This is a genomic window from Pseudomonas sp. FFPRI_1 (assembly GCF_055384485.1).
The window spans coordinates 7,032,501-7,045,859 of sequence record NZ_AP029168.1; the positions used below are offsets into that span (position 1 = coordinate 7,032,501).

Annotated in this window: 16 protein-coding genes (1 of these 16 cut by a window edge); 9 read left to right on the top strand and 7 right to left on the bottom strand. The window is 60.2% G+C overall.

What is annotated here, in order from left to right; all coding sequences use genetic code 11:
• Together ACZ5BO_RS31635 and ACZ5BO_RS31640 are read left to right on the top strand one after the other, a co-directional pair.
• Nucleotides 1-1,291 carry the 3' portion of a peptidoglycan DD-metalloendopeptidase family protein gene (locus ACZ5BO_RS31635; protein ID WP_464697411.1) on the top strand. Its footprint begins 131 nt before the window's first position, so 1,291 of the gene's 1,422 nt are visible here — the last part of the coding sequence; its start codon lies off the left edge, out of view; it ends in the stop codon at nt 1,289-1,291.
• 3 nt (nt 1,292-1,294) lie between these two features.
• Nucleotides 1,295-2,386: an anhydro-N-acetylmuramic acid kinase gene (locus ACZ5BO_RS31640; RefSeq protein WP_025132433.1), complete on the top strand. Its 1,092-nt coding sequence runs from the start codon at nt 1,295-1,297 to the stop codon at nt 2,384-2,386.
• Between the two features lie 70 nt (nt 2,387-2,456).
• On the opposite strand, the gene erpA is transcribed toward ACZ5BO_RS31640, so the two are convergent.
• The gene (gene erpA, locus ACZ5BO_RS31645) at nt 2,457-2,807 is read right to left on the bottom strand and encodes an iron-sulfur cluster insertion protein ErpA (protein WP_025132432.1); all 351 of its coding nucleotides are present in this window, start codon (nt 2,805-2,807) and stop codon (nt 2,457-2,459) included.
• A 169-nt stretch (nt 2,808-2,976) separates the two neighbouring features.
• Nucleotides 2,977-4,011, bottom strand: coding sequence for an N-acetyl-gamma-glutamyl-phosphate reductase (argC, locus tag ACZ5BO_RS31650; RefSeq protein ID WP_025132431.1), 1,035 nt, complete (start codon nt 4,009-4,011; stop codon nt 2,977-2,979).
• A gap of 135 nt (nt 4,012-4,146) precedes the next feature.
• Between argC and hemJ the strand changes: the two genes are divergently transcribed.
• The 6 genes from hemJ (at nt 4,147) to coq7 (ending at nt 8,636) form a co-directional block, all read left to right on the top strand.
• The gene (gene hemJ, locus ACZ5BO_RS31655) at nt 4,147-4,578 is read left to right on the top strand and encodes a protoporphyrinogen oxidase HemJ (protein ID WP_025132430.1); all 432 of its coding nucleotides are present in this window, start codon (nt 4,147-4,149) and stop codon (nt 4,576-4,578) included.
• A gap of 33 nt (nt 4,579-4,611) precedes the next feature.
• Nucleotides 4,612-5,580: an NAD(P)H-dependent flavin oxidoreductase gene (locus ACZ5BO_RS31660; protein ID WP_025132429.1), complete on the top strand. Its 969-nt coding sequence runs from the start codon at nt 4,612-4,614 to the stop codon at nt 5,578-5,580.
• Between the two features lie 95 nt (nt 5,581-5,675).
• On the top strand, nt 5,676-6,599 hold the full coding sequence (locus tag ACZ5BO_RS31665) for a DUF805 domain-containing protein (RefSeq protein ID WP_025132428.1): 924 nt from the start codon (nt 5,676-5,678) through the stop codon (nt 6,597-6,599).
• Nucleotides 6,600-6,660: 61 nt separating this feature from the next.
• Entirely contained in the window at nt 6,661-7,449 is a 789-nt protein-coding gene (locus ACZ5BO_RS31670; RefSeq protein WP_025132427.1) for an SDR family NAD(P)-dependent oxidoreductase, read from the top strand.
• Between the two features lie 74 nt (nt 7,450-7,523).
• A complete protein-coding gene (locus ACZ5BO_RS31675; protein ID WP_016963742.1) occupies nt 7,524-7,862 on the top strand; it encodes a histidine triad nucleotide-binding protein in 339 nt (112 codons plus the stop codon).
• Nucleotides 7,863-7,988: 126 nt separating this feature from the next.
• On the top strand, nt 7,989-8,636 hold the full coding sequence (coq7, locus tag ACZ5BO_RS31680) for a 2-polyprenyl-3-methyl-6-methoxy-1,4-benzoquinone monooxygenase (RefSeq protein ID WP_025132426.1): 648 nt from the start codon (nt 7,989-7,991) through the stop codon (nt 8,634-8,636).
• 73 nt (nt 8,637-8,709) lie between these two features.
• On the opposite strand, the gene ACZ5BO_RS31685 is transcribed toward coq7, so the two are convergent.
• Nucleotides 8,710-9,132, bottom strand: coding sequence for an OsmC family protein (locus ACZ5BO_RS31685; protein WP_025132425.1), 423 nt, complete (start codon nt 9,130-9,132; stop codon nt 8,710-8,712).
• 236 nt (nt 9,133-9,368) lie between these two features.
• On the opposite strand from ACZ5BO_RS31685, the gene crp reads away from it, so the two are divergent.
• Nucleotides 9,369-10,013: a cAMP-activated global transcriptional regulator CRP gene (gene crp / locus ACZ5BO_RS31690; protein WP_025132424.1), complete on the top strand. Its 645-nt coding sequence runs from the start codon at nt 9,369-9,371 to the stop codon at nt 10,011-10,013.
• Here the strand turns inward: crp and ACZ5BO_RS31695 are convergent.
• The 4 genes from ACZ5BO_RS31695 to ACZ5BO_RS31710 all read right to left on the bottom strand — a co-directional run bounded on the left by ACZ5BO_RS31695 (nt 10,010) and on the right by ACZ5BO_RS31710 (nt 13,354).
• On the bottom strand, nt 10,010-10,711 hold the full coding sequence (locus tag ACZ5BO_RS31695; protein WP_464697413.1) for a lipoate--protein ligase family protein: 702 nt from the start codon (nt 10,709-10,711) through the stop codon (nt 10,010-10,012). The two genes, crp and ACZ5BO_RS31695, sit on opposite strands and share 4 nt — an antisense overlap.
• 157 nt (nt 10,712-10,868) lie before the next feature.
• A complete protein-coding gene (gene trpC / locus ACZ5BO_RS31700) occupies nt 10,869-11,705 on the bottom strand; it encodes an indole-3-glycerol phosphate synthase TrpC (RefSeq protein ID WP_025132422.1) in 837 nt (278 codons plus the stop codon).
• Nucleotides 11,702-12,751, bottom strand: a complete 1,050-nt coding sequence (trpD, locus tag ACZ5BO_RS31705; protein ID WP_025132421.1) for an anthranilate phosphoribosyltransferase — start codon at nt 12,749-12,751, stop codon at nt 11,702-11,704. The genes trpC and trpD overlap by 4 nt, the downstream gene beginning before the upstream one ends.
• 9 nt (nt 12,752-12,760) lie before the next feature.
• Nucleotides 12,761-13,354, bottom strand: a complete 594-nt coding sequence (locus ACZ5BO_RS31710; protein ID WP_025132420.1) for an aminodeoxychorismate/anthranilate synthase component II — start codon at nt 13,352-13,354, stop codon at nt 12,761-12,763.
• Nucleotides 13,355-13,359 lie beyond the last annotated feature (5 nt).

The following is a 13,359-nucleotide window of genomic DNA, read 5'->3' on the forward strand; positions in this document are numbered from 1 at the left end:
GACATTGAGCCTTGACCTGGAAAGTCCGGTCGAACAACTCAAGCAAGATCAAGACGCTGTAACTGTCGAACAAGCCACAAATGAGGCTGTCGCCTCGCCTTTTGCACAGATTGACGATACCGCCGAAGACAGCGCGAAAACTGCAGAGGCCGAACCTGCGCCCGCGGCCGTCGAAGAGCAGAAAGCCCCAGGCCATAGAGAAGTCACGGTGACCAAGGGGGACACACTATCCACGCTGTTCGAGAAAGTTGGCCTCCCGTCGGCTTCTGTGCATGAAGTACTGGCAAGCGACAAGCAGGCCAAGCAGTTTTCCCAACTGAAACACGGCCAAAAGCTTGAGTTCGAACTGACCCCAGACGGTCAACTGAACAACCTGCACAGCAAGGTCAGCGACCTTGAAACCATTACGCTTAGCAAAGGCCCGAAAGGCTTTACTTTCAGCCGAGTGATCACCAAACCGGTAGTTCGCTCCGCCTATGTACACGGCGTCATCAACAGCTCGCTTTCACAATCCGCTTCCCGTGCCGGCCTGTCCCATAGCCTGACCATGGATATGGCCAACGTCTTCGGCTACGACATCGACTTCGCTCAGGATATTCGCCAGGGTGACGAGTTCGATGTGATCTATGAGCAAAAAGTCGCCAACGGCAAAGTCGTAGGCACCGGCAATATTCTTTCCGCGCGCTTCACCAACCGCGGCAAAACCTATACCGCTGTTCGCTATACCAACAAGCAAGGCTCCAGCAGCTACTACACAGCCGATGGCAACAGCATGCGCAAAGCGTTCATTCGCACCCCCGTGGACTTTGCCCGCATCAGCTCGCGCTTTTCCATGGGCCGCAAGCACCCGATCCTGAACAAGATCCGCGCCCACAAAGGCGTCGACTATGCCGCACCAAGGGGCACGCCTATCAAGGCTGCCGGTGATGGCAAGGTTCTGCTGGCAGGTCGTCGCGGCGGCTATGGCAATACTGTGATCATTCAACACGGCAACACCTACCGTACGCTGTACGGGCACATGCAGGGCTTTGCCAAAGGCGTCAAGACAGGCGGCTCGGTGAAGCAGGGGCAGGTCATCGGCTACATCGGTACCACCGGCCTTTCCACTGGGCCACACCTGCACTATGAGTTCCAGGTCAATGGTGTCCACGTCGATCCTCTAGGACAGAAGCTGCCAATGGCCGATCCTATTGCCAAGGCTGAGCGGACACGCTTCCTCCAGCAGAGCCAGCCTCTGATGGCACGAATGGACCAGGAAAAGGCCACCATGCTGGCCTCGAGCAAACGCTGAGTCATGGCGCTCTACATAGGGGTGATGTCCGGCACCAGCCTAGACGGCCTGGACATTGCCCTGATTGAACAAGATCCGACAATCAAGCTGATCGCCACCTGCTATATCCCCATGCCTGAAACCCTGCGCGCCGAGCTCTTGAGCTTGTGCGCCAGTGGCCCCGACGAGATCGCCCGCTCTGCCATTGCTCAGCAGCATTGGGTCAAGCTGGCGTCCGAGGGCATCCACGACCTCCTGCAAAAACAGCAACTGCAAGCTGAAGACATCCGCGCCATCGGCAGCCACGGGCAAACCGTACGCCATGAGCCCAGTCGCGGGTTCACCGTACAAATAGGTAACTCGGCGCTGCTGACCGAGCTCACAGGCATAACCGTCGTCAGTGACTTTCGCAGTCGCGATGTAGCCGCAGGTGGCCAAGGTGCCCCACTGGTCCCGGCCTTTCACGAAGCCCTGTTCCAGCAGCGCACGGGGAACCGCGCGGTTCTGAATGTCGGAGGGTTCAGCAACTTGAGCCTGATCGAAACCGGTAAACCGGTCGCCGGCTTTGATTGTGGGCCAGGCAATGTGCTGCTTGATGCTTGGATACAGATCCAACGCGGGGACAACTTCGATTACAACGGCCAATGGGCTGCTAGCGGAAAGCTGGTCCCAGGTTTTTTGAAGACCTTGCTCAGTGATCCGTTCTTTGCCACCCACGGCCCCAAGAGCACTGGCCGCGAAGTCTTCAATCTCGAGTGGCTGCAACAACATCTGGCCCAACATCCCAGCATGGCTCCTGAGGATGTACAGGCAACGCTGCTTGAACTGACCGCATTGACCATCGTCGAATCTTTGCAGACTGCCCAAGGCGATACGCAGGAGCTTCTGGTGTGTGGCGGCGGCGCCCACAACCTGACATTGATGAATCGCCTGGCCGCACTGCTGCCCAGGACCCGGGTCGACACCACCGCAGCTTATGGCATAGATCCCGACTGGGTAGAGGCCATGGCCTTCGCCTGGCTCGCTCACTGCTGCCTGGAAGGTATCGCCGCCAATCGCCCAAGCGTTACCGGCGCCCGTGGCCTGCGAATCTTGGGCGCCATCTATCCTGCCTGATCGCCAGGCAGCAAAACGCCGCAGGACCGTAAGGCCCTGCGGCGCTGGATAGAAAGCTTTCGCCGACTGATCAGATCGAGAACGAAGACCCACAACCACAGGTAGTGGTGGCGTTAGGGTTCTTGATCACGAAACGCGAACCTTCCAGGCCTTCCTGGTAGTCCACCTCAGCACCGGCCAGGTACTGAAAACTCATGGGGTCGACCACCAGGCTCACGCCTTCGCGCTCAACGATGGTGTCATCATCGGCCACATCCTCATCGAAAGTGAAACCGTACTGAAACCCCGAACAACCGCCGCCCGTAACGAATACGCGCAGCTTCAAGCGATCATTACCCTCTTCATCGACCAGGGTCTTCACCTTGTGCGCTGCACCTTGAGTGAATTGCAAAGCCGTGGGGGTGAAGGATTCAACGCTCATGCTGACTATCTCCCGGCGTTAAGCCGCCATACTGCGTAATGACGCGCATTATCCGCTTCTCCTAGAAAAGCGGTCAACTATTGTTACGGTATATCAATAGTCGTACAGCTGTCCGCATAACGCAGAAAGGCCCGTCAGACGGGCCCTTCTGCTCAACCGCCAACCCCCCTTAAGGCAGCATGCCCGCGTGGGAAAGCCCCAGACGCTCATCCAGGCCAAACAGGATATTGAGGTTCTGCACGGCCTGGCCCGAAGCCCCCTTGACCAGGTTGTCGATCACCGACAGTACCACTACCAGATCATCGTTCTGAGGGCGATGCACTGCAATCCGGCACACGTTGGCACCGCGCACGCTGCGGGTTTCCGGGTGGCTGCCGGCCGGCATGACATCGACAAACGGCTCGTTGGCATAGCGCTTCTCGAACAGCGCCTGCAGATCAACCGACTTATCCACAACCGTTGCATAGAGCGTCGAGTGGATGCCACGAATCATCGGCGTCAGGTGCGGCACGAAGGTCAACCCGACATCCTTGCCCGACGCCCGGCGCAGGCCCTGGCGAATTTCCGGCAGATGGCGATGCCCTTTAACGGCATAGGCCTTCATGCTCTCGGAGGTTTCCGAATACAGCGACCCTACGCTCGCGCCACGGCCCGCGCCGCTGACGCCGGACTTGCAGTCGGCAATCAAGCGGCTGGTATCGGCAAGACCAGCCTCTAGCAACGGCAGGAACCCCAACTGGGTGGCGGTCGGATAGCAGCCTGGAACGGCAATCAGACGCGCCTTGCGGATTTGCTCGCGGTTGACCTCAGGCAGGCCGTAGACCGCCTCGTCCAGCAGTTCCGGTGCGCCATGGGGCTGGCCATACCACTTGGCCCACTCATCGGCATCCTGCAGGCGGAAATCCGCCGACAGGTCAATGACCTTGGTGCCCGCCGCCAGTAATTCGCCAGCTAGCGCGTGGGCAACTCCATGGGGCGTGGCGAAAAACACCACGTCACAGGCGCCCAGGGTCTTGATGTCCGGCACGCTGAAGGCCAGGCCGTCATAGTGGCCACGCAGGTTCGGGTACATATCGGCTACAGCCAGACCGGCCTCGGATCGCGAAGTGATGACTTCCACGCGAGCCTGCGGATGCTGTGCCAACAGACGCAGCAGTTCGACACCGGTGTAACCCGTGCCGCCGACAATACCGACCTTGACCATAAACCTGCCCTCAACGAACCCACTGGAAAGCTGCCGATAATAGGGGCGGCGCGCCCCTGCGACAACCGTCAAGGTGACGTGCGGACGCTCTACCCTCTACTATCCTCGCCACCGTGAACCTGGGAATAACTAAAAATGCTCTATCTATGGCTCAAAGCCTTTCATATCGTCAGCGTGGTCTGCTGGTTTGCCGGCCTCTTCTACCTGCCGCGGCTGTTCGTCTATCACGCCCAAAGCGAAGACAGCATCAGTCGTGAACGCTTCTGCCTGATGGAGCGCAAGCTGTACCGCTTCATCATGGGGCCGGCGATGATCGCAACGCTGATCTTCGGCATCTGGCTGATCAGCCTCAACCCCAGCGCCTACTTCGGCCAGGGTGGCTGGATGCATGCCAAGCTGACCCTGGTGGTGATCCTGATCGGCTATCACCATATGTGCGGCGCCCAGGTGAAACGCTTTGCCCGTGGCGAAAACACCCGCAGCCATGTCTTTTATCGCTGGTTCAATGAAGTACCGGTTCTGATATTGCTGGCTATTGTAATTTTGGTCGTTGTACGGCCGTTCTAACTCTTACTAGTCGCATCCCCTGGGGGTACTCCAATGTCACTGCCCGCTCTGCTCGAACAACGCCTGCGCCTGCCAGTGGTAGCCGCTCCGATGTTCCTGATCTCCAACCCTGAACTGGTCCTGGCTTGCTGCCGCAATGGCGTGGTGGGCAGCTTTCCGGCACTCAACCAGCGCGAAAGCAGTGGCTTCAAGGCCTGGCTCGAGGAGATCGAGGCGGGGCTGGCCAAGCTGGAGAACCCTGCCCCCTACGCCGTGAACCTGATCGTGCACAACAGCAACCCGCGCCTGCAGGCCGACCTGGAGATTTGCATCGAGCACAAAGTACCAATCATCATCACCAGCCTGGGGGCGGTCAAAGAGGTAGTGGATGCCGTGCACAGCTACGGAGGCCTGGTCTTTCACGACGTGACCACCCGCCGTCATGCGGAGAAGGCGGCACAAGCAGGTGTCGATGGGCTGATTGCCGTTGCCGCCGGCGCAGGAGGACACGCCGGGACCTGGAGCCCATTCTCCCTGGTTGCCGAAATCCGCCAGTTCTTCGACAAGACCTTGCTGCTGGCCGGCTGCCTGAACCGCGGCCACGAGATTCTTGCCGCGCAACTGCTTGGCGCTGACCTGGCGTACCTGGGCACCCGCTTTATCGGCACAACCGAAAGCCATGCCCCGCAAGCCTACAAGGACATGCTGCTGAACTCTCGCGCCGCAGACATCGTCCACACCGCCGCGGTCTCTGGGGTTCCCGCCAGCTTCATGCGCCAGAGCCTGGAAAATGCCGGCTTCGACCTGGCCGCCCTGCAAGGCAAGGGTGAAGTCAATTTCGGCGCCAAGCTCAAGCCCATCAGCGATGAAGCCAAAGCCTGGAAAACCGTGTGGTCAGCAGGCCAGGGCGTCGGTGAAATCGACGACTTGCCGAACATTGATCAACTGATCGCCCGCCTGGACAACGAATATCGCGCGGCCCAGGAATCTTCGGCCCGATTGAGCAAACACTGGCCACGCTAAGCCGTTCTCATTGTTTCTTGGCCAGTGAGGGGGCGCTGGCCTTAAACTACGCATCTTTTGTGTAAACCTTCTTTTCAAGTGACAGGGATGCCCCCATGAGCGAGACCCGCTACAAGATTGTGTTCGACGGCACGCTGCTGCCCGGAGTCGAAAAGTCCACCGCCCAACTGAACCTGGCCGAACTGTTCAAAAGCGACACCACGGCGGTGGAACGCCTGTTCACAGGACAATGGGTGGAGCTCAAGCGCGACCTGACCCAGGCCGACGCCGACCGCTATCTCGAAGCCTTGAAGAAGGCAGGCATCGACGCCAGGATCCAAGCCGAGCAGTCCCTGGACCTGAGCCTGGACTCGGTAACAGCCGCCCCGCCTCCACGCCCGGCCAACACCAGCAATTCGCCCTACGCGCCACCTCAGGCCACCGTCGGCGAAGCCATTCCCCAGTACGCGACACTGAACCCCTTCAGTTTTCAGGGCCGGATTGGTCGCCTGCGCTACCTGGCCTGGACGCTGGTCCTGACCGTGATCATCATTGCCTTGCTCGGTGTCGGCGCCTTCGTCGGCATCCTGTTCAGCGCGATAACCAACTCCGGCCTGCTCATGGGACTGGGCATTTTCGTCGGCGCCATCCTGTTTATCGGCTCCATCGTCGTCAGCATCCAGATCAGCGTACAGCGCCTGCACGACCTGGGCTGGTCGGGCTGGCTGTGGTTGCTGAACTTCGTACCGATCGTCGGCAGCATCTTCCCGCTGGTATTGATGGTCAGCCCAGGCAGCAACGTGGCCAACCGCTATGGCGCGCCGCCTCCGCCCAACACCACGGCGGTCAAGGTTCTGTCATGGATGTGGGTGGTGCTGATCGTCCTGCTGATCGTCGGCGTTGTGGCCGGCGGCCTGAGCTCCCTGGAAGATCGCTACAGCGAGGCCAGCTACAGCGAAACCATCGACTCCACCAGCGTGGATGAAGACGCCGAACCGGCCGATAGCGCCGCGCCCTCTGTAGAATCCGAGCAAGAATAAACGCGTCCGCGCCTGCGACTCTCCCTGTCGCAGGCAACCGGCCGTTGCGATGGAGAAGTGCATGACCCGTTACGCCCTGATCACCGGTGCTTCCAGCGGCATAGGCCTGGCCCTGGCCGAAGCGCTGGCCCGGCGCGGCCGCAACCTGATTCTCGTGGCCCGTCAGCGTGATCAGTTGGAAGCCATCGCCCTGGAGTTGACCCAGCGTTTCGGCGTCGAAGTGTTGTTTCGCGCCTGCGACCTGGGTGAGCCCCTGCGCCTGTCCGGCTTCCTGCTGGAACTGGAGGAAGGTGACCGGCAGATCGACCTGCTGGTGAACTGCGCCGGCATTGGTACCAGTGGACCGTTCCTGGCCCAGGACTGGATGACCGAGCAGGACCTGATCGAAGTCAACATCCTCGCCCTGACCCGCTTGTGCCACGCCCTGGGCAACAGCATGGCACTGCTGGGCGGCGGACAGATTCTCAATGTCGCCTCGGTGGCCGCCTTCTATCCCGGCCCCTGGATGAGCACCTACTACGCCAGCAAGGCCTATGTCCTGCACTTTTCCGAAGGATTGCGTGAAGAGCTGAAGAAATGCGCGGTCAAGGTCTCGGTACTCTGCCCTGGCCCAACCCGCACTGCGTTCTTTCGCACCGCACAGATGGACACCGAGAAGCTCAACGACAGCACACTGCTGATGAGCCCCGAGGAAGTCGCACTCTACGCAGTCCGCGCCTTGGAAAAGAACCGCGCGATCATCATTCCCGGCCGCCTTAACCGCTGGATGGCCTTCAGCAGCCGCCTGGGTTCGCGCTGGCTGACTCGCAAGATCGTCGGTTACGTCAATCGGGCTTATTGCCCTCGTTAAGCACCCGGTCGGGGCTGGGCGCACATCGTGAGCCTGAGTACACTCAGCCCGGACCAACCAATGGAGAAACAGCTGTGGATACTCTGTTCACCAAGATCATCAACAGAGAAATACCTGCAAAGATCATCTACGAGGATGACCAGGTTCTGGCCTTCCATGATATTGCCCCGCAAGCACCGGTGCATTTCCTGGTGATTCCGAAAAAGCCCATCCGCACCCTCAACGACCTCACCGAGGACGACAAGGCCCTAGCCGGACACATTCTGTTCACCGCCCAGCGCCTGGCCAAGGAGCAAGGCTGCGAGGACGGGTTCCGAGTGGTGATGAATTGCAATGAGCTGGGCGGACAGACCGTCTACCACATCCACATGCACGTACTGGGTCAGCGCCAGATGAACTGGCCTCCGGGCTGATTGACCCAAGTCCCCCTTCTGCAGCGCCCTCTCGCCATGCCCCAGGCGAGGGTGCGCTGATCCAGCGCAGGTTTCACTCCAATGATTGGAGTAAACTGGCCGCCGTGATTCTTCCCGGAGATAAGCATGACTACCCAACGTCACTACTCGCCGATCGACCGTCTGCTGCTGCAGGCCGATATGGCCATGCGCACGCTGCTGCCTTTCAGCGGTCAACCTTATCGCCCCTCGCCCGCCATCGTGCAGCCGGAAGCGCAGATGAGTGACGAGGACACCCGGCACGTCGCCGGGCTCATGCGCATCAACCATACCGGGGAAGTCTGTGCCCAGGCGCTGTACCAGGGCCAGGCCCTGACCGCCAAGCTGCCTCAGGTGCGCAAGGCCATGGAGCATGCCGCCGAGGAAGAAATCGACCACCTGGCCTGGTGCGAACAACGCATCCGCCAGTTGGGCAGCCATCCCAGTGTGCTCAATCCGTTGTTCTACGGCCTGTCCTTCGGTATCGGCGCCGCTGCCGGCCTGATCAGCGACAAAGTCAGCCTGGGCTTCGTGGCTGCCACTGAAGATCAAGTGTGCAAGCACCTGAACGAACATCTGGAGCAACTGCCGGCGGAAGACGAAAAGTCCCGCGCCATTCTCGAACAGATGCGCATCGACGAAGAACACCACGCCGAAACTGCTCTCGAAGCCGGTGGCTTCCGCTTCCCCGCCCCGGTGAAGTTCGGCATGAGCCTGCTGGCCAAGGTCATGACCAAAAGCACTTACCGGATCTGAATCTCCAGCACCGAATATGAAAAAGGGCGCCATCGAGGCGCCCTTTTCCTTTGTCAGTGAAAGCGCTGGTAATTCAGCCCAGTTCGACAATCTCGTAATCGTGAGTAATGACCACTCCGGCGGCACCGAGCATGATCGACGCCGAGCAGTACTTCTCGGCGGACAGTTCGATGGCCCGCTTGACCTGGGCTTCCTTCAGGCCCCGGCCCTTGACCACGAAGTGCATGTGTATCTTGGTGAAGACCTTGGGATCCTCGGTGGCACGCTCGGCATCGAGGAAGGCCTCGCAGCTCTCGACCGCCTGGCGCGACTTCTTCAGGATGCTGACCACATCGAAGTTGCTGCAACCACCCACGCCGAGCAAAAGCATCTCCATGGGGCGAACACCCAGGTTTCGGCCACCGGCTTCTGGTGGACCATCCATCACCACAACATGGCCACTGCCCGACTCACCGAGGAACATGGCTTCACCAGCCCATTGGATGCGTGCCTTCATCGCCAAGACTCCACTGATAAAAAAGGGTCGCCAGCTTAGCACAGGCACTTCTGTCGGCAGCGCTTAGACCTTGCGCCCCCTCTTTACCGGACCAAGATAAGAAAAATCTTAAATTCACTGAGGATGTGTCTGTTAAGCTGACGCCAAATGACTGGCGCATCGCCAGCGTTTATCGCCCTCATGTTAGCCCTATAAAAAAATCACCCCATACCGTGCAGTCTTTTCGGGATACAACCATGGTTGCTATTGCCCCCACCCCCAAGATCAAGAATCTCGACAAGTTGCTGATGCATTGTCAGCGCCGCCGCTATCAGGCCAAGAGCAACATCATCTGCGCCGGCGACGTGTCCGACAGCCTGTACTTCATCATCAAGGGCTCGGTGACCATCCTTATCGAAGACGATGATGGCCGGGAGATGATCATTGCCTACCTCAATGCCGGGGACTTTTTCGGCGAGCTGGGCCTGTTCGAAGAGGCCGGGCACGAACAGCAGCGCAGCGCCTGGGTAAGAACCAAGGTGGAGTGCGAAGTTGCCGAGATCAGCTACGCCAAGTTCCGCGAGCTGTCGCAGAACGACCCGGACATTCTCTATGTGCTCAGCGGGCAGATTGCCCAGCGTCTGCGCAATACCACGCGCAAGGTCGGCGACCTGGCGTTCTTCGACGTGACCGGACGGGTGGCCCGCTGCCTGCTGGAGTTGTGCAAGCAACCGGATGCCATGACTCACCCGGACGGCATGCAGATCAAGATCACCCGCCAGGAAATCGGCCGGATCGTCGGCTGCTCACGAGAAATGGTCGGCCGCGTTCTCAAGGATCTCGAAGAGCGCAACCTGGTTCATGTCAAAGGCAAGACCATGGTGGTCTTCGGTACCCGCTAAGCCGGCAGAACCCCCTTGAGCATCTGCCGATACAGGCTGTCCAATCGAGCCATCGCATCGGGGGCGGCGAAGGCCTCATGCAAGGCAATGTGACTGTCAGCCCGGCAACGCTGCTCCAGGCCGCAGGCCCGATTGAAGGTGTTGACTGCATCCACCATGGATTCACGCTCGTTATCCAGCAGCAGTGCACCGTGAACCAGGCCGACCGGGCGCTGCCCACCCTTGCTCTGGCGCCAGCGCTGAGCCGTGCCAACCAGCTTGCGACCGTCAAGATTGACGTTGTAGCGACCGTCGCAGAAGGCACCTTCCACCTCCCCCAATGATGGATTGCCTCCCAGCTCACTGAGCAGATCGCAGATCGGCTGGCACAAGCGCCGGTAAGCCGTTTCGATCCGCCCCTGATCACCTTCGCTGCGCGGGGGCGCATAGACCAGCGCGATGTTCACCGTGGCCGCCGATTGCGGTACCGGCTCGCCGCCAGTTTCCCGCAGCAGCACCGGCCAGCCGTTGGCCGCCGACTCGGCGCATGCCTGCTCGAACCCGGGCAACCGGCTCAAGCGCCGCGGCATCACCAGTGCCCGATCGCTGGGCTGCCAGAACAACAGGCCGAACGCCTGGTCTGCAGTGCACACTTGGGCCAGCAAATCCTGTTCGGCTTGCAGGCCCGCTTCGACAGTCAAGGCAAGAGGCTGGGTCATGGAAATGGAAATCCTCGGGGCTGTTGCCATATCGGGACGAGCAGAACTGCTCGGAATTCATCTGGCAAGCCAAACGGCCTGCCCTGCTGCAGATGACGGAAAACCTTGCCGCAGGCATGAAAAAGCCGGCAGCGCCGGCTTGTTCATCGTCTCGAAGTCAATCCAGGGTCGAGCCGCTGACCGGCAGGCCGCGCTCCGGAAAGAACAGGCGCTGCAATTCGCTGCCTGGGCTTTCGGCGCGCATGAACGCCTCGCCCACCAGGAACGAATACACATCGCTGATTTCCATCAGCTCGACATCGGCACGGTTGAGAATACCGCTCTCGGTAATGACCAAGCGGTCGCGAGGAATACGCGGCAACAGGTCGAGGGTAGTTTCAAGGTCGACCTCGAAAGTGTGCAGGTTGCGGTTATTGACCCCCACCAGCGGTGTATCGAGGGTTTTCAACGCCCGCTCCAGCTCGTCGCCGTCGTGCACTTCGACCAATACATCCAGGCCCACGCCCTTGGCCACCGCTGCCAGCTCCGCCATCCGCACATCATCCAGCGCAGCGACAATCAGCAGTACACAGTCAGCACCCAAGGCCCGCGCCTCGACGATCTGGTACGGATCGATCATGAAGTCCTTGCGGATCACCGGCAGTTTGCAGGCCGCACGGGCCTGCTGCAGGTAGGCATCGGCGCCCTGGAAGTAATCGATGTCGGTAAGCACTGACAGGCAGGTAGCGCCTCCCTTCTCATAGCTCCTGGCGATTTCCGCCGGGACGAAATGCTCGCGGATCACGCCCTTGCTCGGCGAAGCCTTCTTGATCTCGGCGATCACTGCCGGCTGCTTGAGCTTGGCCTGTTCCAGCAGGGCCCGGGCAAAACCACGGGGAGCGTCGGCCGCCCGTGCCAGGCCTTCCAGCTCGGCCAGGCTGACGCGAGCACTGCGCTCGGCCACTTCCTCGCCTTTACGTACGAGGATCTTTTCCAGAACTGTCGGCACGCTCATCCTTCATTCTCCTGCTTGAACACCGCGGTAAAGGCCCCCAGCTCCTCAAGCTTCTCCCGGGCCAGGCCCGTGTGCAAGGCATCGTGGGCCAGGGCCACACCTTCTTTCAGGCTGCTGGCATGATCCGCGGCATACAGCGCTGCACCGGCATTGAGCACAATCATTTCAGCAGCCTTTTGCCCGTGTTCGGTCTTGCGCCGACCCAGGGCGTCACGGATCAGCTCCAGGGAAGCTGCCGGGCTCTCCACCACCAGGCCAAACAGGCTCTGGCTCTTCATGCCCAGGTCCTCGGGTTGTACCCAGTATTCGGTAATCTGGTCGTTCTTCAATTCAGCGACAAAGGTCGGTGCCGCCAGGCTGAACTCATCCAGGCCATCCTGGGAATGCACCACCAACACGTGCTTGCTGCCCAGACGCTGCAAAACCTCGGCCAAGGGCCGGCACAGCGCCTGTGTGAACACACCCACCACCTGATGTTTCACGCCGGCCGGATTCGTAAGCGGGCCGAGCATGTTGAACAGGGTGCGCAGGCCGAGGTCCCGACGTGGGCCTGCGGCGTACTTCATGGCGCCGTGATGGGACTGGGCAAACATGAAGCCGATGCCGACGTTGTCGATGCAACGTGCTACCTGGACCGGCGTCAGGTTCAAGTAGATACCCGCCGCTTCCAGCAGATCGGCGCTGCCGCTCTTGCCGGACACGGCTCGGTTACCGTGCTTGGCAACGGTGCAACCTGCCGCGGCAACCACAAAGGACGACGCGGTGGAGACGTTGAAGATGTTCGCCCCATCACCGCCGGTGCCCACCACATCCACCACACCGTCGAGGGTTTTCAGCTCGACCTTGTCCGCCAGTTCACGCATGGCCGATACCGCGCCGACGATTTCGTCGATGCTTTCACTCTTCATGCGCATGGCCATCATGAATGCGCCGATCTGCGCATCAGTGCATTGACCGGTCATGATCTCGCGCATCACCGCGCGCATCTCATCGGTGCTCAGGTCCAGATGGCCGACAATACGGCTCAGGGCAGTCTTGATATCCATGAAAAGTCCTTAGCGCGTGCCGCCGCTCTGTTTGAGGAAGTTAGCGAACAGCTCGTGGCCCTGCTCGGTGAGGATAGACTCGGGGTGGAATTGCACCCCTTCGATGTTCAAAGTCTTGTGGCGCAGCCCCATGATCTCATCGACGGAGCCGTCTTCCAGCTGAGTCCACGCGGTGGCTTCAAGGCATTCGGGCAGCGTTTCGCGCTTGACCACCAGCGAATGGTAACGGGTCACGGTCAGCGGCATGTTCAAGCCGCTGAAGACGCCCAGGTCGCGGTGAAACACCGGGCTGGTCTTGCCATGCATCACTTGTCGGGCACGCACCACCTGGCCGCCAAAGGCCTGGCCGATGGACTGGTGCCCCAGGCACACGCCGAGAATCGGCAGCTTGCCGGCGAAGTGCTTGATCGCCTCAATGGAGATGCCCGCCTCGGTCGGCGTGCAGGGACCGGGCGAGACCACGATACGCTCAGGCTTGAGCGCTTCGATCTGGGCCACGGTCAATTCGTCATTGCGCACGACTTTTACTTCGGCCCCCAGCTCACCCAGGTACTGCACGACGTTATAGGTGAAGGAGTCGTAGTTATCGATCATCAGCAACATAGTGG

Bases quoted from the DNA above. Each gene is read 5' to 3' on its own strand.
- ACZ5BO_RS31640 (WP_025132433.1), top strand. From the start codon at position 1,295: ATGGCGCTCTACATAGGGGTGATGTCCGGCACCAGCCTAGACGGCCTG.
- erpA (WP_025132432.1), bottom strand. From the start codon at position 2,807: ATGAGCGTTGAATCCTTCACCCCCACGGCTTTGCAATTCACTCAAGGT.
- argC (WP_025132431.1), bottom strand. From the start codon at position 4,011: ATGGTCAAGGTCGGTATTGTCGGCGGCACGGGTTACACCGGTGTCGAA.
- hemJ (WP_025132430.1), top strand. From the start codon at position 4,147: ATGCTCTATCTATGGCTCAAAGCCTTTCATATCGTCAGCGTGGTCTGC.
- ACZ5BO_RS31660 (WP_025132429.1), top strand. From the start codon at position 4,612: ATGTCACTGCCCGCTCTGCTCGAACAACGCCTGCGCCTGCCAGTGGTA.
- ACZ5BO_RS31665 (WP_025132428.1), top strand. From the start codon at position 5,676: ATGAGCGAGACCCGCTACAAGATTGTGTTCGACGGCACGCTGCTGCCC.
- ACZ5BO_RS31670 (WP_025132427.1), top strand. From the start codon at position 6,661: ATGACCCGTTACGCCCTGATCACCGGTGCTTCCAGCGGCATAGGCCTG.
- coq7 (WP_025132426.1), top strand. From the start codon at position 7,989: ATGACTACCCAACGTCACTACTCGCCGATCGACCGTCTGCTGCTGCAG.
- ACZ5BO_RS31685 (WP_025132425.1), bottom strand. From the start codon at position 9,132: ATGAAGGCACGCATCCAATGGGCTGGTGAAGCCATGTTCCTCGGTGAG.
- crp (WP_025132424.1), top strand. From the start codon at position 9,369: ATGGTTGCTATTGCCCCCACCCCCAAGATCAAGAATCTCGACAAGTTG.
- ACZ5BO_RS31695 (WP_464697413.1), bottom strand. From the start codon at position 10,711: ATGACCCAGCCTCTTGCCTTGACTGTCGAAGCGGGCCTGCAAGCCGAA.
- trpC (WP_025132422.1), bottom strand. From the start codon at position 11,705: ATGAGCGTGCCGACAGTTCTGGAAAAGATCCTCGTACGTAAAGGCGAG.
- trpD (WP_025132421.1), bottom strand. From the start codon at position 12,751: ATGGATATCAAGACTGCCCTGAGCCGTATTGTCGGCCATCTGGACCTG.
- ACZ5BO_RS31710 (WP_025132420.1), bottom strand. From the start codon at position 13,354: ATGTTGCTGATGATCGATAACTACGACTCCTTCACCTATAACGTCGTG.